This is a genomic window from Aequorivita aquimaris, from assembly GCF_001573155.1.
In the GTDB taxonomy this organism is placed as follows: domain Bacteria; phylum Bacteroidota; class Bacteroidia; order Flavobacteriales; family Flavobacteriaceae; genus Aequorivita; species Aequorivita aquimaris.
The window spans coordinates 293215-312053 of the sequence record NZ_JRWG01000004.1 but is presented as its reverse complement, the minus strand read 5'-3'; the positions used below and the strand labels follow the sequence as shown (position 1 = coordinate 312053).

The window sequence follows — 18839 nt, the reverse complement described above, 5'->3', positions numbered from 1 at the left end:
TTGGTGTTTAAAGAAGATACTTTTAATGAAGGTTGTCTGGATTGTATCCCAAATAATCCACTTCTTTCTCGTGAAAGATAATTCCGTTTTCTTCCAGCTCCTTTAAGATAGGTTCGTAAACCTCTTTGGCAATTGGAAGCTGAACGCCGGGCGTGGTTATTTCTTCATTTAAAATTTTCAGTGCAGCAATGGCTACGGGAAGTCCTACGGTTTTTGCCATTGCCGTATGGGTCTGGTCTTCGCCAATAAGCGTCATGTGACTGTCTATTTGATATTTTTTGCCTTCAAGCTCGTACCCAAATTTGTGGTACATCACGATCATATCCTTATCGTGCGGTGCCAGTGTCCATTTGTCCTCCAATATTTTTTGAAGCCCCATTGCGGGTGTAGCATCTTTAATTTCCAACTTTTTTTCCTTGGTGAAAAGATCGAGCTCTTCCAGTTTTTCCCACATTAAATCGTCCTGGTCTATTTTCAAGGCGTGGCGAAGTTTCAATTCCACCGTATCTGAAGGCGAATAGGGAAGAAATAGGTTTACAAAGTCGCGATAGCTCATGGTTTCGGAATCGGGAATGGTGTAGCTGTCGTCGGTCATTCCCAATTGCACAAACATATTCCAAGCACGGCTGAAACCCACGCGACGAATGGTGCCGCGGTAAAGCGTTAAAATATTATCCAGCCCATAAATTGATTGGTATTGTAAGGAATTTCGGTTGGCATACACTTCAAATTTGCCATACCCTTCAATATTGATAAATTCTGTTCTTCGGAAAAGTCTGTGATATGGGATGTACTTGTATTTTCCTTCCTGTATAAATTCCGCAGCGCCTCCTTGGCCTGCCAAAACTACGTTTCGCGGATTCCAAGTGAATTTGTAATTCCAAAGGTTGTCGTCGCTTTCAGGCGCAATCAACCCGCCGCAAAAGGATTCAAACAACAACATTTTTCCGCCTTTGGCGCGTATTCTATCAATCACTTGCATGGCACTCATATGGTCCACTCCGGGGTCGAGACCGATTTCATTCATAAAAACCAGTCCTTTTGATTCGGCTTTGTGGTTCAGCGCCTGCATTTCTTTGCTCACGTAAGAGGCCGTAACCATATGCTTTCCGAATTCAATACAGTCGCGGGCTACTTCAATATGGTAGCGTGCGGGAAGCATGGAAATTACCAAATCGCTGTTTTCCACCGCTTCCTTTCTTTGCACATCGTTAAAAACGTCGAGCATAATCCCGCGGGCGTTTGGGTGGTTTGAGGTGAACTTCTGCGCAGATTGAATGGATATATCCCCAATGGTTATAAAAAGGTCTTCTTTTTCGCTTTTGTCCAGCAAATAACGGATTAAACTTGTGGCAGATCTTCCTGCGCCGATAATTAATATGTTTCTCATTGGGGGAGTTTTTTGTTAACTTTGGAGATAGATTTTGTAAAGGACGAAATTACTAATTCCAAATTTTAAAAATGACGGTTTTCGATAAAAATATGGTGGTCACGGCTTCATTTCTTGCCGCCGCTACAATAGCAATGGGGGCTTTCGGCGCCCACGGATTAAAGAATATGGTTGACGCTGCCGCACTCACTACCTTTGAAACCGGAATACGGTACCAAATGTACCATTGCCTCGCTATTTTGGCCGTGGGCTTGGCGCCATCCATTCCGGAAAAAATCAAAAAAACCGTATTTTGGTTTTTTATCCTTGGCATACTGCTCTTTTCGGGTTCTATCTATCTGCTTGCGCTGAATGCCATTTTGCCTTTCAATACGGCAAAAATTGGTTTTATAACCCCAATCGGCGGATTGTTATTTATAATTGGCTGGATTTGGTTTGCATTTAAAATGCTTTCGTTAAAGAAGCAATAAATGTTTTTCATATTTTCTTCAATCTCTCTAAGATTTGCTACTTTTGTACTCTACAAAATTTAAAAAAGGTATGGTCGATAAAAACCAAGCTACAAAAACGATTTCAGTTGAAAAATACGGAATCAAGAATGCAAAAGTTAAATATCAACTTTCTTCTGAAGAACTTCACAACGAAACATTGCAAAAAGGTCAAGGAAAAGAAGCTGCGAGCGGCGCCTTGGCGGTAAATACCGGAGAATTTACAGGAAGATCCCCCAAGGACAGATTTATTGTTAAGGACGATGTTACACGCGAAAAGGTGTGGTGGGGAAATATCAACATTCCATTTCCTCCCGATATGTTTGATAGACTTTATGATAAGGTTGTTGATTATCTTTCCGAAAAGGAAATTTATGTGCGCGACAGCTATGCCTGCGCCGACAAGGAATACAAATTGAACATACGTGTTATCAATGAAACGCCGTGGTCCAATATGTTTGCCCACAACATGTTTCTTCGCCCTACGGCAGAGGAATTGGTGTCTTTTGACCCAGAATGGCTTATTGTAAATGCCCCGGGATTTACAGCCGATCCTGAAGTTGACGGAACGCGCCAGCATAACTTCGCTATCCTAAACTTTACCCGAAAAATTGCCTTAATTGGCGGTACCGGTTATACTGGCGAAATTAAAAAAGGTATATTTTCTGCGCTTAATTTCATACTTCCGGTTGAAAAAAATACGATGCCAATGCACTGCTCTGCAAACGTTGGCGACGATGGCGAGACCGCTATTTTCTTCGGTCTTTCCGGAACGGGAAAGACAACGCTATCCGCAGATCCGGACCGTAAATTGATTGGCGATGACGAACACGGCTGGACTGAGGATAATAAAATCTTCAACTTTGAAGGCGGTTGCTACGCAAAGGTTATAAACTTGACCGAAGAACAGGAACCAGACATTTACAATGCAATAAAACCTGGAGCATTGTTGGAAAATGTAGTGATGGACGAAAATGGCGAAGTTGACTTTGCCGATACTTCCATCACGCAAAATACAAGGGTAAGTTATCCTATCTATCACATAAAGAACATCCAAGTGCCTTCCATTGGCTACAATCCGAAGAATATTTTCTTTTTGACGGCAGATGCCTTTGGCGTTTTGCCTCCCATTTCAAAACTTACTCCGGGGCAGGCTGCTTACCATTTCATAAGTGGTTATACGGCTAAAGTTGCGGGTACGGAAGAAGGAATCAACGAGCCGACCCCAAACTTTTCTGCGTGTTTTGGAGCGCCGTTTATGCCGCTTCACCCTACGGAATATGCTGAAATGTTGAGCAAAAAGATGAAAGATTCCGGCGTAAATGTTTGGTTAATCAATACCGGTTGGACCGGAGGGCCATACGGCGTAGGTAGCAGAATGAAACTGAAATACACAAGAGCAATGATTGCTGCTGCGTTGGAAGGAAAGTTGAAGGATGTGGAATTTGAAAAGCACCCTATTTTCAATTTGATGATGCCTAAATCTTGCCCCAACGTTCCTTCGGAAATATTAAACCCAAAGGAAACGTGGAAAAACAAAAAGGCCTACGACATTCAAGCCAAGGAATTGGCGAATTCGTTTAAAGAGAATTTCACCAAGTTTGAGTCCTATGCCAATGAAGAAATCCTTTCAGGGGCTCCCGCTTCGGCTTAGAATCAAAATAGCTTAAAACAAAAAGGCTTGCCAGTGCGGCAAGCCTTTTTTTATTGCAATTAAATCGAGCTTATTTTTTGTTGTTAACCTCTTTAATGTACTTTTCCAAAGCCATCGTCATAGAAGGCGTTTCGGGGGTTGGGGCTTGTATATCTACACGTAGGCCTACCTCGGTGGCGGCTTTTACGGTAGTATTTCCAAAAACCGCGATGCGCGTTTCGTTCTGTTTGAAATCTGGAAAGTTCTCCAAAAGCGACTGTATTCCGCTGGGGCTGAAAAACACCAAGATATCATAATACACATCGCGCAGATCTGAAAGATCGCTGATTACGGTCTTGTAAAAAGTGGCTTCTTTCCAATCCACCTTCAGTTCGTTGAGTACTTCGGGAACTTCAGGCTTCAATTTATCAGAAGAGGGAAGTAGGAATTTCTCGTTTTTATATTTTTTTATGAGTGGCGCAAGTTCAGAAAAAGTTCTTTTTCCCACATAAATCTTGCGCTTTCTGTAAACCACATATTTTTGGAGGTAGTAGGCTACGGCCTCGCTCAAGCAGAAATACTTCATCGTGTCCGGCACCTTAAAGCGTAGCTCTTCTGCGATTCTGAAATAATGGTCCACAGAGTTTCGGCTTGTAAGAATAATAGCAGTATATTTATTGAGATCAACCTTTTGGGCCCGGACATCTTTACCAGACACGCCTTCTACGTGTATGAAAGGCCGAAAATCTATTTTTACCTTTTGCTTTTCGATCAAATCGAAGTAAGGAGAGTTTTCAATTTTAGGCTCGGGCTGGGAAACCAAAATAGTTTTCACTTTCATAGATAGTCCTGATTTTTTTAGAATAATATACCTTATACAAAGCTTTTATAAAGAATAATATAAGGGGAAATTTCAAGTGCGCAAAGATACAAAATAAAATAGAAGAAATTGCCTAATATCAATTTTCCGTTTTTCTTGTAGCTGTAAAGCAGCGCAATAACGTTTAGGGCCAACAAACATCCGCCAAAAATGATCAAGCCTATTGCGGTGGGCGGATATACATAAAGGAAAAAAAGATTGCCCGCAAAGAACAAAATTCCCAAAAAGTTGCGATAACTCAATTTTTGGTACAGATAATTGTTGATAAGGGCATCCATCGAAAAAATATTTGCGACAATTTTTTCCAAAGAAAATTTTATGAGTACAAAAACACTGTAGGCCGTACAAATTTGAAGAAACAACCATTCATTGCCTTCTATTTCCGAAGGGTTAAAAACCTTAAAAAGCAAAAAGACAAAAATGGAAACGCATAGTATCTGTGCCGCGAACAGCATGATGTTAAAAGGATGGTTCAATTCGTCATTTTTGCCGTGAACAAAAAAGTACTGATTGGTAATCGGCAACATGGAAAATTCGTGGAAGCGTTTGGGGTAAAAATATTTGGCCAGGGCATAGAGAATGAAGCATGCTGCCAACAAATAGGTTGCAAAGTCAGTAGGCGCAATAAGTCTTTCGCTGAAATCCACCTTCAATTTTTCCGGTAAAGGTACTGTAAAATAATTTTCCTTTTTTAGGACTCAATTAGAATTTACTTCACATTTATTTCTTCAAAAAACGGTACATTTGCGCTAAAATTGCAGTATGTCCAAGGCGGTAGTGGTGGTGCCAACCTACAATGAAATTGAAAATATAGAGCGGCTGCTGCGTACGGTTTTTTCATTACAGCGTGAATTTCACGTTTTGGTGGTGGACGACAATTCGCCGGACGGCACGGCGACTGTGGTTGAGGAAAATTTCAAAACCTATCCCGAAAAACTTTTTTTGCTGAAAAGAGCCGAAAAAACCGGTCTGGGAACGGCCTATATAGCAGGATTTAAGTGGGCATTGCAGCACGGCTACGACTACATTTTTGAAATGGACGCCGATTTTTCACACAACCCCAACGACCTGATAAGGCTTTTCAACGCCTGCCACAAAGAAGGGAACGATGTAGCCATAGGCTCACGTTATGTAAAGGGCGTAAATGTGGTAAACTGGCCTATGAGCCGCGTGCTGATGTCGTGGTTGGCTTCAAAATATGTGCAGTTTGTGATGGGAATCGATATTTACGATACCACCGCCGGATTTATTTGTTACCGAAGACGCGTGCTGGAGAAAATAAACTTGGACAACATTCGTTTTGTGGGCTACGCATTTCAGATTGAAATGAAATTTAAGGCCTACTTGAGCGAATTCAAGATAAAGGAAGTGCCGGTAATTTTTACCGACCGTACCAAAGGCGAGTCAAAAATGAGTTCGGGTATTATTTCCGAAGCTATTTTTGGAGTAATTGCAATGAAATTTAAAAGTGTATTTAATAAGAAAAGATTTAATAAAACATCTTTTCACTAATTTTTTATAAAGCGGGGAATATTGAATAAAATATTCTGAATTGTCTTTAAAAGAAGTATATAAAAACCAAATGAAAGCAGTTTTAATTAAAAACGCAAATATTGTAAACGAAGGTAAAATCATAAAGGGCGATGTGCTGGTGCAGGATGGTCGTATTGCCGAAATTTCCGAAACCATTAGCGCAAAATCTGCCGATACCAAGGTGATTGATGCCGATGGAAGCTATCTGCTGCCGGGAATGATTGACGACCAAGTACATTTTCGCGAGCCGGGACTGACCCACAAAGCCACCATTGAAACCGAATCGAAAGCTGCCGTGGCGGGGGGGATTACTTCTTTTATCGAGATGCCAAATACCGTGCCGCAGGCCACGACCATTGAACTGCTGGAAGAAAAATTTGATATTGCCGCCAAAACTTCGTGGGCCAATTATTCCTTTATGTTTGGCGGGACCAATGATAATTTGGATGAAATTTTAAAAGTAGATCCCCAAAAAGTAGCCGGATTAAAATTGTTTTTGGGCTCTTCCACAGGAAATATGTTGGTGGACGACCCAAAAATTTTGGAAGAAATTTTCAGCAAAACCAAGTTGCTCATTTCCGCACACTGCGAGGATGAAACAACTATAAAAAATAATCTTGAAAAGTATAAAGCGGAATATGGCGAGGACATTCCAATAGAACTCCACCCAAAAATTCGGAGCGAGGAGGCATGTTATATTTCATCGTCAAATGCAATAAAACTGGCCCAAAAAACAGGGGCGCGACTCCACGTTTTTCACCTTTCCACGGAAAAGGAAACGCATCTTTTCAGCAATAAAAAACCGCTGGCGGAAAAGAAAATTACTGCCGAAGTGTGTATTCACCATTTGTGGTTTACTGAAGAAGATTACAAAACCAAGGGCTCCAAAATAAAATGGAACCCTGCGGTAAAAACCGAAAAAGACAGGGACGGGTTGCTAAAAGCATTGCTGGACGACCGAATAGACGTAATAGCTACCGACCACGCGCCGCATAGCCTGGAAGAGAAGAACAATAAATATCTAAATGCCCCCTCGGGCGGACCGCTGGTGCAACATGCGCTCGTGGCGCTTTTGGAAATGCACCACAGAGGGAAAATTTCATTGGAAAAAATAGTTGAAAAATTTGCACACAATCCTGCAATCCTCTTTCAGATAAAGGACCGTGGATATATTCGCAAAGGGTACAAGGCAGACTTGGTTTTGGTCGATCTCAATTCTCCCTGGACCGTTAAAAAGGAAAACCTGCTTTACAAATGCGGTTGGTCGCCATTTGAGGGAACAATCTTCAAATCGCGGGTTACGCATACCTTGGTGAACGGAGTAGTGGTTTATGAAAATTCAAAGTTCCCAAACAAAAGCAATCCCGAACGCCTTACCTTTAACAGATAATGAAACATTGGATTCTCATCTTTGTATTGATTTTAAGCATTTTAGGCTGCCAAAATGTAGAGCGGCCGGAGAAGCCAAAAAATCTTATTTCCAAAGAAAAGATGGTAGATGTGCTTACCGAGGCCTATCTGGCAAACGCCGCCCGCAGCGTAAACAATCAGGCTATTATTGACAAGGGAATCAAGGTAGATTCGTTGATTTTCAAAAAATTTGAAGTGGACAGCGTACAATTCGCAAAAAGCAATGATTATTATGCTGCAGATATAAATATGTATCTGGATATATTTCAAAAAGTCGAGGCCCGACTGGTTGCAATGGAGAAAAAATTGGATAGCATACGCAATATGGACAGAAAGCGTAAAGATAGCGTAGAATCACAGCAGAATAAAGAAAGGATAATTGCTGAACCTAAAAGGGATAGTTTAATCTAAGGTTTTTTGTTTTCTTTCGCAATGCGTTTCAAGGTTTGTTCCGTTGGGGTAAATTGAAAGCCAATTGCATTTTTTATTTTTTGGGAATCGTATCTGGATTTTATAAACATAGAACGTACCGTAGCCTTTACAAGTCTTCTTTTTGTGCCGAAAAGTTTGTTGGAGAGCCAATCCATACTGCTTAAAAAATACATCAGTTGCTTTGGCAGTTTTTTGGTTGGTGGCTTCTTTCCGAACAAGGGCGCCAATTTGGAAAGCAATTCCTTATAGCTCAAATTTTCTCCCACTAAAACAAATTGTTCGTTTTTTATATTAGAACGCATCAACTGTACCATAGCCTTTGCTACATCCACCACATCCACAATGCCCATGGCTCCCGAAGGATAAAAAGGAATACCGCTTTTGCCCAGTGAAATAATTATTCCACTGCCACCTCCATCCGGGGATGTGCCGAGAATGATGCCTGGATTTACGATTACGGCATCCAGTCCTTCCTGGGTGCCGCGCCAAACCTCCATTTCGGCGCCGTACTTTGTAATGGCGTAAACATTATTTTTTTCGTCGGCATTCCACGGCGTTTCTTCGGAAATTAATTCGCCCTTCAAATTGCTGCCCAAAGTGGCAACAGAACTCACATAACAGATTTTTTTTATGGAATTCGCCAAGCAGAGGTTCACCACATTTGCCGTGCCTTCCACATTGGCCTTTTTGAGTATTTTGTATTTTGAAGGGTCAAAATTTATAAATGCCGCACAGTGGTAAACTTCCGTAATGCCTTTAAAAGCTTCCGTAAGGGCGGGAATATCGGTAATATTTGCTTCTACCCATTCTATCTTGTTATAGAGTGAATCCACTTCCGCAGTATAAAGCGCAAAAACTTTCTTTACGGCAGCTACGTCGCTATCCTTTCTGTGAATAGCGCGCACATTCCCGTTTTCCTTCAACAGAAAATACAATAGGTGCGAACCTACCAAGCCTGTGCCGCCGGTTACTAATATCATACAGCGAAAATAATCTTTTTGAAATCGATTTCTATAGCTATCGTAACGAAATCGAAACTGAAAACGGGTAGAGACCCGATAAATAATATTGAATACTTGATAAACACCTAAAGAAGCCTCAATCCTAAACCTTGAATTTTGAATTTTGAATTCCTCAATCTGAAATGAGAACCCTATCTTTGCAGAAATTTTATAAAAATGAAGCTGAAAAATTTCGTTGAAGAACTACAATGGCGCGGCATGATACACGATGTGATGCCCGATACCGAAGCACACCTTATGGAAACCATGCGGTCGGCCTATGTGGGGTTTGACCCTACGGCAGATTCGCTTCACATCGGCAATTTGGTGCCTATAATGCTTTTGTCGTTCTATCAGCGCTGCGGCCACAAGCCGGTGGCATTGGTTGGCGGGGCCACGGGAATGATCGGCGATCCGTCCATGAAAAATAGTGAAAGAAACCTCCTGGACGAAGTCACCCTGCGCCACAATCAGGAATGTGTAAAAAACCAACTTTCCCAATTTTTGAATTTTTCCTCCGGCGCCGAAAACCAGGCCGTGCTGGTAAACAATTACGATTGGATCAAGGAATTTTCGTTTCTGGATTTTATTCGAAATGTAGGGAAGCACATAACCGTAAATTATATGATGGCCAAGGATTCCGTAAAAACTAGGTTGAGCGGCGAGAGTGCCGACGGGCTCTCATTCACGGAATTTACATACCAATTGATCCAAGGCTACGACTTTGTCCACTTAAACAGAAACCTAAACTGCACCCTCCAAATGGGCGGTAGCGATCAATGGGGAAATATTACTACCGGCACTGAACTTCTACGAAGAATGGACGGCACAAAGGGCTATGCTTTAACGTGCCCACTGATAACAAAAAGTGACGGCAGTAAGTTTGGAAAAAGTGAGGGAGGCAACGTATGGCTGGATGCGAGTAAAACTTCACCCTATAAATTTTACCAATACTGGCTGAACTCAACTGACGAGGATGCCGAAAAATACATCAAGATTTTTACGTTTTTGGATAAAGAAACCATCGACGATTTAATTATTGCGCATAGAGAGGCGCCGCACATGCGCCTGCTTCAAAAACGCTTGGCGCAGGAAGTAACCACCACGGTACACAGTGCCGAAGAATTTGAGAAAGCCGTAAAAGCATCCGAGATATTATTTGGAAATTCTACTTCCGAAGATTTAAAAACGCTGGACGAAAAAACCTTTCTCGATGTTTTTGAAGGCGTACCGCAAGCCGAAATTTCAAAAGAGGAACTTAAAAGTGGAATTGATATTATTGGCGCTTTATCTGAAAAGACTGGATTTTTAAAATCAAACAGTGAGGCCCGTCGTGCTTTGAAGGAAAATTCAATTTCGGTAAATAAGGAAAAAGTACAAGAGAACTTCACGGTTTCTGAAAGTGATTTGATTAACGGACAGTTCGTATTGTTGCAGCGCGGAAAGAAGAATTACTTTATTATAAAGGCCGTTTAGTTGAAAATCCTTTGAATAAAAAAATCCCCGGCAAAGCTTGCACGGGGATTTCTCAATTAACTAACCAACCAAATTATGAAAAATCATCAGTTTTTCACAATGGTTTGGTCGTGAGATTACACAAATACTTACACTGAATTTCAGCCAACTGTGTTAAATATTTGTTTAAAAAACCATGAGATTGCACCCTCTGATGTCGCTGCTGTCAAACCGCCCCAAAACCTCAAAGGAGCCATCGGGAAATGTTTTTCCCAAATCCTGCGTCGCAATGAAGGCGCAGGAATAAAGGTTGGCCAAATCGATAACGTTTATGCCGCCCGTCCTGCCCATCATATAGGCGAGCGCGTCTTCCGTATCGCGGGTCATGATTTTCATCCAGGGCGGGCAATTAAAGATTCCATCCCCATTGGAATAGGCTTGCGAAAGGAGTTCGGTCATTCCATATTCGCTGTGTATTTTGGCTACACCAAAACCTTCTTTTAAAATTCCGTGCAGTTCCTCCTTTATCATCTCCCTTCTTCGACCTTTCATGCCGCCGGTTTCCATCACAATGGTGTTTTTCAGCTGAAATTTTCTTTTTTCAATTAAATCGAGCAGGGCATAAGACACTCCTATAAGTAAGGTTTTTTGCCCGCTTTTTTCCAAAACGTCCAGCTTTTCAATGAGCGCGTTCATTTCATATAAATAAAAGCCACTGTGGGGGTTGTTGCTTTTTTCAATCAGCTTTTCAACCATATAAATAAGTGACGACCCTTCGCGCTCCAAATAAGAAGGGAGCAATGCGAGGATTGCAAAATTTTCGGTTTTGCCGTAGTTGCTTTCAAAAGCTTTCAAAAAACTGGTTTCGTATAACCCGAGGTCGGAAACGTAATGCCTGCTGTTTATACTGCCGGTTGTGCCACTACTGGTAAAGACCGTTTCCTCTACACTATTTTCGGCCAGTATCTTATGGCTTTTAAAAAATTGAATGGGTAAAAAGGGTATGTCCGCAATTGTTTTTACTTTGGAAATTTTCGTATTCAAAAGGTCGCAGAAATTGCGATAAACGCGAACATTTGCATACTGGAAACGGAACACTTCAATAGCAAGTCGCTGAAATTCCGCTTCGGATTTGATGTTAAAAATTTCCTTTTCGAGCATAATTACCAATCAATAAAATCTTTTCAAAAGTAGGTAAATAAAAAAGCTCCTGCCGAAACAGGAGCTCTAAAAAAAATTTTAAAATGGATTACTTAACAACCAATTTCTTGGTAGTTGAAGTTTTTCCTTGCTCAATTTTCACGATATAAACACCACTGTTCAATTTTGAAATGTCTAATCTATCACCAATAAGTGTAGTTTTAACAACCTGCTTACCTAGTACGTCAAAGATAGATACATTCTTAGCGCCGGCAACTTTTGAAGTAATGTTCACATAACCTTTGCTTGCAGGGTTTGGATAAACTGCAAATTGAGACTCAGATTGTGTGTTTGTCCCTAAAGTACCAGAAAAAATGATGTTGTCAAAAAAGAAAGCTTCTGCACTTGCATTTGTTCTAGCTTCTATAACCAACTGCACGGTTGTGTTTGAGGTTAAAACTGCATTTCCAGTAATCCAGGAACCTTCAATGCTTAGATCGTTTATATCGTTTCCTTCAGTATTCAAGATATCAATTTCGGTACTGTTGGTTAAATCCCTAACATAAATTCGTAATCTATCAGAACCTGACTCATTTAAAGTTCCGTCCCCTTCATATCCAGTTTCAGAAATAAAATAATCCAAGCTAATAGCTGGAGTTGCTACTCCTGTAAGGTCAACCGCATCAAAAGTTAAGGTATAGTTACCATCAACATCACTTATTTGATAGCCTTGATCTCCATCGGTATAAGGATCTGATCCAGTAGGAGCAAAATCTGTAACACCCACAAAATCGCCATCAGTAAGTCCAACATCTGGTGTGTCATAAGGAGCGTAAGTAGCATTATAGCCTAATTCGCCACCTGTACTTGTGTAATCTACTAATGGTTCATCTGTATTGTTTATTAAATCATGTGCTGTGTTTGGGTCGCCAGTATCTGTATATTGGCCAGGAAAAAGTGCTGGCTCTTCAAAACTGGTTCCCGCAACTTGGGCAAAAGAAACGGCACCTACAAAAAGAGCCGCAAGTAATGTAATTTTTTTCATTAGAGTTTTTTTAAAATTATTGTGCAAAGATAAATAAATGTTTTAGGTTTAAAAGATTGATTTTAAATGAAATTCTTATTTTAACGAAATGATAACCTCGGAATTATAATCGCATAACCTTTGATGTTACCGTAACGTTATATAATGGTTAACAATAAGCGTGCTAAACTTGAGCTCAGGTTAAATAATGGTATCTTTGAAACGTTAAAAAATGAAATACTCGCCAATCAGTGAAGCATTGTTAAAGATAAAAACAGCCGGTATTTTAATTTGATAAATAGTTTATACAGATGAAAAAAAGGGATATTACAATTTTGTTGGTTGATGATGAACCGGATATTCTTGAAATAATTAGGTACAATCTTACTTCCGAAGGTTATACAGTCGAAACAGCAGAAAATGGACTTGAAGCAATAGAACAAGCAAAAAATGTAAGGCCACAATTGATTATCATGGATGTAATGATGCCCAAAATGGATGGTATTGAAGCGTGTGAAAAAATCAGGAACATCCCCGAACTATCCGAAACAGTGATTACATTTTTAACTGCTAGGGGCGAAGACTACTCACAAATGGCAGGGTTTGAGGCTGGTGCAGATGATTACATCACAAAACCCATTAAGCCAAAAGTATTGGTAAGCAAAGTAAAGGCCCTGTTACGAAGATTCAAAGAAGAAGAGGAGGATGAAAAAATAAAGCTCGGAAACCTGACTATAAACCGTGAGGAATACAAAATTATATTGGGCAAAAAGGAAATGGTCCTGCCAAGAAAAGAATTTGAATTATTGACACTCTTAGCATCCAAACCCGGAAAAGTATTTAAGCGAGAAGATATTCTTGATTCAATCTGGGGCAATGAAGTAATCGTTGGTGGGCGTACCATTGATGTCCACATAAGAAAACTTCGTGAAAAAATAGGCGACGATAAATTTAAAACAGTAAAAGGAGTTGGTTATAAGTTTGTAGTTTAGCGGAAATGAAACATCTAAGTTTAACGTGTCAATAATTTATTTACAGGTGCAAGTAAGATGTTCCATCTGACCTTAAAAAAGTATTAAAGCAGATGAAATTTTCCAAAAAATATAATTTTGCGGCCTCTACATCTTTGTTAATTGCCGTTTTCTCTACCCTGGCAATGGCAATTTTTTTATACGCAGTTTTAGAGATTGTATTCTTTTGGTTGCTACTTTTTTTTCTTTTTTCCTTTATACTTTCGTTTTTCATACTTCAATATCGTGTAGAAAAATTTATTTACACCCGAATAAAGAAAATATACGAAGATGTTAGACTGCTAAATGAAGAAAGTTTACCCAAACCATCTGTCACGACAGATATGGAGGTGCTTACCCGGGAAGTGGAACGATTTGCCCAAGACAAAAAACTTGAGATAGAAACCTTAAATATTCGCGAAAACTACCGAAAGGAATTTATGGGGAATATATCGCACGAACTCAAAACCCCCCTCTTCACCGTTCAAGGATATATACTTACCCTCTTGGACGGTGCAATGAAAGACAAAAAAGTGCGTAAAAAATATCTGCAACGCGCCAATAAAGGTGTAGAAAGACTCATTTATATTATCAAGGATTTGGATATGATAACCAAATTGGAAGTAGGTGGCCTTATTCTTAACAAAGAAAACTTCAATATTCTCACTATGGTGCAGAATGTTTTTGATCTGCTTGAGATGAAAGCGGCAAAGAAGAACATTTCACTTGTTTTTGATAAAGAATATTTAGATGAAATAATTGTAAATGCCGACAAAGAGCGTATAGAACAGGTGCTAACAAACCTTGTTGTAAATTCCCTAAAATACGGCAAACAGGACGGAACTACAGAGGTGGGTGTTGAAAGCCTTGCAAAAAATAAATTTTTAATACGTGTAACAGACAACGGCGAAGGCATTTCAAAAGAAAACCTTCCGCGTATATTTGAACGTTTTTATCGCGTAGATAAAAGTGGTTCTCGAAAAGAAGGTGGGAGTGGGCTCGGCCTTTCCATAGTGAAGCATATTGTGGAAGCCCACAATGAAAAAATTTATGTGGAAAGCCAACTGGCTATTGGCTCCGAGTTTTCATTTACCCTCGAAAAGGGAAAATAATTCAGTGTAATTTACCGATTGTTGGGATAAAGTTTTCAATCCCTTATAAACTGCCACCTTATTTAGTTTTTTCAGTTTAAAATTTTCTTGTTTACATGAAGGGGCAATCCCTAAACTCTTTAGGCGCTTTGCCAGATATTCTTGCTCATATTGACCCGGTGTGGGCACTAAAAATACTTTTTTCTCAAGTAATGCCAAATCCATAATCGTTGTATATCCAGAGCGGGAAACAACTATTTCACTTTTATTAATGGTCTCTTCCAATTCTTTGCTTTGCATAAAATTTACCATGTCAATGTTTTCAAAACTATCCCATACCTGAGTTTTTTCAACCAAACCACGAACTAATAGAATTTTCTTTTCACTTCCTTTAAAAACATTTTTCAATTTTTTCTCAAATAAGGTGCGCTGAGGTTCTGGTCCAGAAAGTAATAACAAAACGTCTATCGCTTTGGGAAGTTCTTTTTTCTCCAGGCGGCTCAAAACCCCAATGTACTGAATGGGGAACGGTTCTTTTTTAAGGTGGCCTAATTTTCCGCTGAGGTTCATAACCACATCATCCACGTCCGGTACCCAGCAAGCATCAAACTTTTTTATAATTTTTTGATGCATTTTGCTAGTGAAAAAAGAAGTGCTTCCGGTTAAAACATTCAATTGATGTGTTATAAAAACCGAGGGAATATCACTACTTCTGACCCCAAATCGGTTATCGCTAATAATGCCTTGAATCTTTCCATCCTTTACAAGTTGATTGACCAATCTATTTTCTGCAGCCATGGTCTTTTTTATCTGCGGAAATTTTAAAAGAATTTTCCATTTAAAAAAGTTCCCCTTTTTGGGATATGTAATATTGTAAGAAGGGAGCACCACGGTTTCCAAATGGGGGAATTCTTTTTGCAACAATAACAACGCAGCCCCGTCTGAAGCCAATAAAACACTAAAGTTATGCTCCAGCAAAAGCCGAATTATGGGTATGCAGCGGGTGGCGTGGCCCAACCCCCAATGCAATGGAGCAACCAGTATTGTCTTTTTTTTCGGCATAAAAACAAAGGTAGCAATAATTGCTGCGGCATTATATTTCCTTAATTTTACCAAAAATTTAAAATTTTGGGAAGTAAAAATAAATTGAAACGCTTTAGGGACAATGAAACTTTTTCAAACGTTGTGCAACCCTCACGCGAGGAAGTATTGGGCAATAGCTTAAAACTGAAGGGAAATTGGCGAAAGGAATTTTTTAAAAACGAAAACCCATTGGTTTTGGAATTGGGATGCGGAAAGGGCGAATATTCAGTAAATCTTGCCAAAACAAATCCCGACGTAAACTTCTTGGGTATAGATATAAAAGGCGCCCGTTTTTGGAAAGGTGCAAAAACTGCATTGGAAAAAAGATTGCACAACGTTGGTTTTTTACGAACACAGATTGAATTGGTAGATCATGTTTTCGACGAAAACGAAGTAGACGAAATCTGGATTACCTTTCCAGACCCACAGATTAAATACAAGCGCACCAAACACCGATTGACCAATCAAGATTTTCTTCGGAAATATAAAAAAATATTGAAGCCCAGTGGCGTAGTCCATCTAAAGACCGATAGCGAATTTATGCACGGCTATACCCTCGGGCTACTTCATGGTTTGGAAGAAGAAATTGAATACGCACATCACGATGTGTATGGAAGCCAAGGAGCCCCAGAAGCTGTAACGAACATTAAAACTTTTTATGAACAGCAATATCTGGAAATAGGCAAAAAGATTACTTACATTCGGTTTAAGTTCCGTTAGTTATAAATTCAGTATATTCACAAAAACAACCGCCCTAAATGACAATATTTTACAACTTGCTTATTGGTTTTTTTGGGTCATTTATAGGCGTGCTTCCACCAGGCTTAATCAATATGTATGCAGCCAAGATAAGTATGAGGGAAGGCAGGAAGAGGGGTCTTCTTTTTTCAGTGGGTGTGTGTATTACGGTAATGTTACAAACGTATATAGCGCTTATTTTTGCTAGATATATTGGCAAACATCCCGAAATTGTAAGTATGCTACAAAAAGTAGCTCTAGGCATTTTTATAAGTCTTACAATCTATTTTATATTTATTGCAAAGGACACCCGCCGCGAAATTCGTAACCACGGTGAAAACTCCAAAAGAAACCGTTTCTTTCTAGGTATATTTATTGCAATGCTAAACCTGTTGCCATTACCTTATTGGATGTATCTCAGCATCACATTTTCGGCATTTGGGGCTTTTTCATTCTCCCAACCGCAACTCTTGTTGGCGGTAATCGCTTCGGGAGTTGGCACTTTTGCAAGTCTTGCGCTATATGTTCAGTTTTTTAGGGCAAAAGAGGATTCGCAAAAGCTGAAATTAAATATGAATTATGTTATAGGGCTGGTTACTGCGGTTATTTCCATAATTACATTCTTCAAAATTTTAAGACAGATTTAAAAATGGCTAATGAAGGTTTTTTTGAAAAAGTCTATCAAGTGGCTAAATTAATCCCTTACGGAAGGGTAACATCCTATGGTGCAATCGCAAACTATCTGGGAGCAGCCGGAAGTGCCAGAATGGTTGGTTGGGCAATGAACGGAAGTGTAAAAAAAGACGTTCCTGCACATCGCGTTGTAAATAGAAATGGACTGCTGACGGGAAAACATCATTTTCAAGGCACAAATTTGATGCAGCAACTTTTGGAAAGTGAAGGAATACAAGTGGTAGACAATAAAATCCAAAATTTTGAAAGACATTTTTGGGATCCTAATAAGGAGCTTTGACTATTTCCTAATTTTTATAAAATTTAAAAATAATAGGAAATAATTTCAATAAAACTTTACTGTAAACTGCCACTGAATACTGCCAACTTATTTTAGTATATTTGCACTTTAGAATGAATCTAAATATTACAAATAAAAAATGAGCATTTCAAAACAAGATATCCTTCAGGCCCTTGAAAATATTACTGTTTCTGGCGAAGGAAAAAATATGGTAGAGAGCGGTGCAGTGCAAAATGTAGTGACCTTTGCAGATGAAATTATCGTGGACCTAAAACTATCCACACCGGCACTTCACATAAAGAAACGTGCCGAGGCAGATATTATTAAGACCATTCACGAAAAAGTGGATGTAAATGCTAAGGTGCAAGTAAACATTAAGGTTGAGGCACCCGCAAAACCACAAAATCCTAACTTAATAAAAGGAAAACCAATTCCAGGAGTGCAAAATATAATTGCTGTGGCTTCGGGTAAAGGAGGCGTTGGCAAATCAACAGTAACGGCAAATTTGGCGGTTACACTTTCCAAAATGGGTTTCAAAGTCGGTATTTTGGACGCAGATATTTATGGGCCTTCCATTCCTATAATGTTCGATGTGGCAATGGAAAAACCACTTTCGGTAAACGTTGGCGGAAAGAGTAAGATGAAACCAGTTGAAAACTACGGAATAAAAGTACTTTCCATTGGCTTTTTCACCCAGCCAGACCAAGCCGTAATTTGGCGTGGACCAATGGCAGCCAAAGCCTTAAACCAACTTATTTTTGATGCCGCCTGGGGTGAGTTGGACTTTATGTTGATTGACCTTCCGCCCGGAACTGGAGATATTCATTTGAGCATTATGCAGTCATTGCCAATCACGGGTGCTGTTGTAGTAAGTACGCCACAAACCGTCGCTCTGGCCGATGCTCGAAAAGGAGTGGCGATGTTCCGTCAAGAAAATATTGACGTCCCTGTTTTGGGTATTATTGAAAACATGTCTTATTTCATTCCTGCCGAACTTCCTGAAAATAAATATTATATATTTGGAAAAGAGGGCGCTAAGCATTTGGCTGAAGATTTGGAAGTACCATTTTTAGGGGAAGTTCCTTTGGTGCAAAGCATCCGAGAAGCAGGTGATGCGGGCAGACCAGCGGCACTGCAAACCGCGACCCCAATTGAGGAAGCATTTGAAGCTATCACCAAAAACGTTGTTGAAGAAACCGTACGAAGAAACGAAAATCTTCCAGCAACCGAAGCAATAAAAATTACAACAATGGCAGGTTGCAGCGCCGTAAAAAAATAATATGACAACGCAAGAACTAACAACAAAAGTAGAAGAAGCACTAAACGAGATTCGTCCGTTTTTACAGAACGACGGCGGCGATATCTCATTGGTTTCTATAGAAGGCGATAAGATAGTAAATGTACAGTTGCAAGGGGCTTGTGTTGGTTGTTCCGTCAACCAAATGACGTTAAAAAGCGGTGTGGAAATGACCATTAAAAAGTATGCTCCACAAATTGAAAAGGTTGTTAGCGTTTCGCAATAATGACAACCGTCATTTTTTTAATCCAATTTCAAAAC

At 39.8% G+C, this 18839-nt stretch carries 20 protein-coding genes; 13 read left to right on the top strand and 7 right to left on the bottom strand.

Features of this window, described 5'->3' with window-relative positions; genetic code table 11:
* Positions 1-22: 22 nt before the first annotated feature.
* Positions 23-1390 carry a saccharopine dehydrogenase family protein gene (locus LS48_RS08790; protein ID WP_062622067.1) on the bottom strand — a complete coding sequence of 456 codons (1368 nt, stop codon included), beginning with the start codon at positions 1388-1390 and terminating at the stop codon, positions 23-25.
* Positions 1391-1461: 71 nt separating this feature from the next.
* On the opposite strand from LS48_RS08790, the gene LS48_RS08785 reads away from it, so the two are divergent.
* Complete coding sequence (locus LS48_RS08785; protein WP_062622066.1) at positions 1462-1860, top strand: DUF423 domain-containing protein; 399 nt, start codon at positions 1462-1464, stop codon at positions 1858-1860.
* Positions 1861-1930: 70 nt separating this feature from the next.
* Entirely contained in the window at positions 1931-3532 is a 1602-nt protein-coding gene (gene pckA, locus LS48_RS08780; RefSeq protein ID WP_062622064.1) for a phosphoenolpyruvate carboxykinase (ATP), read from the top strand.
* 70 nt (positions 3533-3602) lie between these two features.
* On the opposite strand, the gene LS48_RS08775 is transcribed toward pckA, so the two are convergent.
* Entirely contained in the window at positions 3603-4352 is a 750-nt protein-coding gene (locus LS48_RS08775; protein ID WP_045081330.1) for a uroporphyrinogen-III synthase, read from the bottom strand.
* A 32-nt stretch (positions 4353-4384) separates the two neighbouring features.
* Positions 4385-5038, bottom strand: a complete 654-nt coding sequence (locus tag LS48_RS08770) for a DUF4271 domain-containing protein (protein ID WP_076692448.1) — start codon at positions 5036-5038, stop codon at positions 4385-4387.
* Positions 5039-5153: 115 nt separating this feature from the next.
* Between LS48_RS08770 and LS48_RS08765 the strand changes: the two genes are divergently transcribed.
* The 3 genes from LS48_RS08765 to LS48_RS08755 all read left to right on the top strand — a co-directional run bounded on the left by LS48_RS08765 (position 5154) and on the right by LS48_RS08755 (position 7745).
* Entirely contained in the window at positions 5154-5903 is a 750-nt protein-coding gene (locus tag LS48_RS08765; protein ID WP_062622060.1) for a polyprenol monophosphomannose synthase, read from the top strand.
* Between the two features lie 70 nt (positions 5904-5973).
* Positions 5974-7314, top strand: a complete 1341-nt coding sequence (locus tag LS48_RS08760; protein WP_062622137.1) for a dihydroorotase — start codon at positions 5974-5976, stop codon at positions 7312-7314.
* Positions 7314-7745: a DUF4296 domain-containing protein gene (locus LS48_RS08755; RefSeq protein ID WP_062622058.1), complete on the top strand. Its 432-nt coding sequence runs from the start codon at positions 7314-7316 to the stop codon at positions 7743-7745. Before LS48_RS08760 ends, LS48_RS08755 begins: the two co-directional genes overlap by 1 nt.
* On the opposite strand, the gene LS48_RS08750 is transcribed toward LS48_RS08755, so the two are convergent.
* On the bottom strand, positions 7742-8746 hold the full coding sequence (locus LS48_RS08750) for an NAD-dependent epimerase/dehydratase family protein (RefSeq protein ID WP_062622056.1): 1005 nt from the start codon (positions 8744-8746) through the stop codon (positions 7742-7744). The two genes, LS48_RS08755 and LS48_RS08750, sit on opposite strands and share 4 nt — an antisense overlap.
* 198 nt (positions 8747-8944) lie before the next feature.
* Here LS48_RS08750 and tyrS point away from each other — a divergent pair, with 198 nt between their 5' ends.
* On the top strand, positions 8945-10243 hold the full coding sequence (gene tyrS / locus LS48_RS08745; RefSeq protein ID WP_062622054.1) for a tyrosine--tRNA ligase: 1299 nt from the start codon (positions 8945-8947) through the stop codon (positions 10241-10243).
* A gap of 165 nt (positions 10244-10408) precedes the next feature.
* Here tyrS and LS48_RS08740 read toward each other — a convergent pair whose 3' ends face one another.
* Positions 10409-11386: a LuxE/PaaK family acyltransferase gene (locus tag LS48_RS08740; protein WP_062622135.1), complete on the bottom strand. Its 978-nt coding sequence runs from the start codon at positions 11384-11386 to the stop codon at positions 10409-10411.
* An 85-nt stretch (positions 11387-11471) separates the two neighbouring features.
* On the bottom strand, positions 11472-12407 hold the full coding sequence (locus LS48_RS15105) for a T9SS type A sorting domain-containing protein (RefSeq protein WP_062622051.1): 936 nt from the start codon (positions 12405-12407) through the stop codon (positions 11472-11474).
* Positions 12408-12697: 290 nt separating this feature from the next.
* Here LS48_RS15105 and LS48_RS08730 point away from each other — a divergent pair, with 290 nt between their 5' ends.
* Together LS48_RS08730 and LS48_RS08725 are read left to right on the top strand one after the other, a co-directional pair.
* Positions 12698-13378, top strand: a complete 681-nt coding sequence (locus LS48_RS08730; protein WP_062622049.1) for a response regulator transcription factor — start codon at positions 12698-12700, stop codon at positions 13376-13378.
* A gap of 92 nt (positions 13379-13470) precedes the next feature.
* A complete protein-coding gene (locus tag LS48_RS08725) occupies positions 13471-14508 on the top strand; it encodes a sensor histidine kinase (RefSeq protein WP_062622047.1) in 1038 nt (345 codons plus the stop codon).
* Here the strand turns inward: LS48_RS08725 and LS48_RS08720 are convergent.
* On the bottom strand, positions 14482-15603 hold the full coding sequence (locus tag LS48_RS08720) for a glycosyltransferase (RefSeq protein WP_317038837.1): 1122 nt from the start codon (positions 15601-15603) through the stop codon (positions 14482-14484). The two genes, LS48_RS08725 and LS48_RS08720, sit on opposite strands and share 27 nt — an antisense overlap.
* Before the next feature lie 12 nt (positions 15604-15615).
* Between LS48_RS08720 and trmB the strand changes: the two genes are divergently transcribed.
* The 5 genes from trmB to LS48_RS08695 all read left to right on the top strand — a co-directional run bounded on the left by trmB (position 15616) and on the right by LS48_RS08695 (position 18804).
* The gene (trmB, locus tag LS48_RS08715; protein WP_062622045.1) at positions 15616-16290 is read left to right on the top strand and encodes a tRNA (guanosine(46)-N7)-methyltransferase TrmB; all 675 of its coding nucleotides are present in this window, start codon (positions 15616-15618) and stop codon (positions 16288-16290) included.
* 38 nt (positions 16291-16328) lie between these two features.
* Positions 16329-16955, top strand: coding sequence for a LysE family translocator (locus LS48_RS08710; RefSeq protein ID WP_062622043.1), 627 nt, complete (start codon positions 16329-16331; stop codon positions 16953-16955).
* Positions 16956-16957: 2 nt separating this feature from the next.
* Positions 16958-17281: an MGMT family protein gene (locus LS48_RS08705; RefSeq protein WP_062622041.1), complete on the top strand. Its 324-nt coding sequence runs from the start codon at positions 16958-16960 to the stop codon at positions 17279-17281.
* 139 nt (positions 17282-17420) lie between these two features.
* Positions 17421-18560: an Mrp/NBP35 family ATP-binding protein gene (locus LS48_RS08700; RefSeq protein WP_062622039.1), complete on the top strand. Its 1140-nt coding sequence runs from the start codon at positions 17421-17423 to the stop codon at positions 18558-18560.
* 1 nt (position 18561) lies between these two features.
* Complete coding sequence (locus LS48_RS08695) at positions 18562-18804, top strand: NifU family protein (protein WP_062622037.1); 243 nt, start codon at positions 18562-18564, stop codon at positions 18802-18804.
* Positions 18805-18839 lie beyond the last annotated feature (35 nt).

Coding starts and splice junctions, on each gene's coding strand:
- LS48_RS08790 (WP_062622067.1), bottom strand. CDS start 1,390: ATGAGAAACATATTAATTATCGGCGCAGGAAGATCTGCCACAAGTTTA.
- LS48_RS08785 (WP_062622066.1), top strand. CDS start 1,462: ATGACGGTTTTCGATAAAAATATGGTGGTCACGGCTTCATTTCTTGCC.
- pckA (WP_062622064.1), top strand. CDS start 1,931: ATGGTCGATAAAAACCAAGCTACAAAAACGATTTCAGTTGAAAAATAC.
- LS48_RS08775 (WP_045081330.1), bottom strand. CDS start 4,352: ATGAAAGTGAAAACTATTTTGGTTTCCCAGCCCGAGCCTAAAATTGAA.
- LS48_RS08765 (WP_062622060.1), top strand. CDS start 5,154: ATGTCCAAGGCGGTAGTGGTGGTGCCAACCTACAATGAAATTGAAAAT.
- LS48_RS08760 (WP_062622137.1), top strand. CDS start 5,974: ATGAAAGCAGTTTTAATTAAAAACGCAAATATTGTAAACGAAGGTAAA.
- LS48_RS08755 (WP_062622058.1), top strand. CDS start 7,314: ATGAAACATTGGATTCTCATCTTTGTATTGATTTTAAGCATTTTAGGC.
- LS48_RS08750 (WP_062622056.1), bottom strand. CDS start 8,746: ATGATATTAGTAACCGGCGGCACAGGCTTGGTAGGTTCGCACCTATTG.
- tyrS (WP_062622054.1), top strand. CDS start 8,945: ATGAAGCTGAAAAATTTCGTTGAAGAACTACAATGGCGCGGCATGATA.
- LS48_RS15105 (WP_062622051.1), bottom strand. CDS start 12,407: ATGAAAAAAATTACATTACTTGCGGCTCTTTTTGTAGGTGCCGTTTCT.
- LS48_RS08730 (WP_062622049.1), top strand. CDS start 12,698: ATGAAAAAAAGGGATATTACAATTTTGTTGGTTGATGATGAACCGGAT.
- LS48_RS08725 (WP_062622047.1), top strand. CDS start 13,471: ATGAAATTTTCCAAAAAATATAATTTTGCGGCCTCTACATCTTTGTTA.
- LS48_RS08710 (WP_062622043.1), top strand. CDS start 16,329: ATGACAATATTTTACAACTTGCTTATTGGTTTTTTTGGGTCATTTATA.
- LS48_RS08705 (WP_062622041.1), top strand. CDS start 16,958: ATGGCTAATGAAGGTTTTTTTGAAAAAGTCTATCAAGTGGCTAAATTA.
- LS48_RS08700 (WP_062622039.1), top strand. CDS start 17,421: ATGAGCATTTCAAAACAAGATATCCTTCAGGCCCTTGAAAATATTACT.
- LS48_RS08695 (WP_062622037.1), top strand. CDS start 18,562: ATGACAACGCAAGAACTAACAACAAAAGTAGAAGAAGCACTAAACGAG.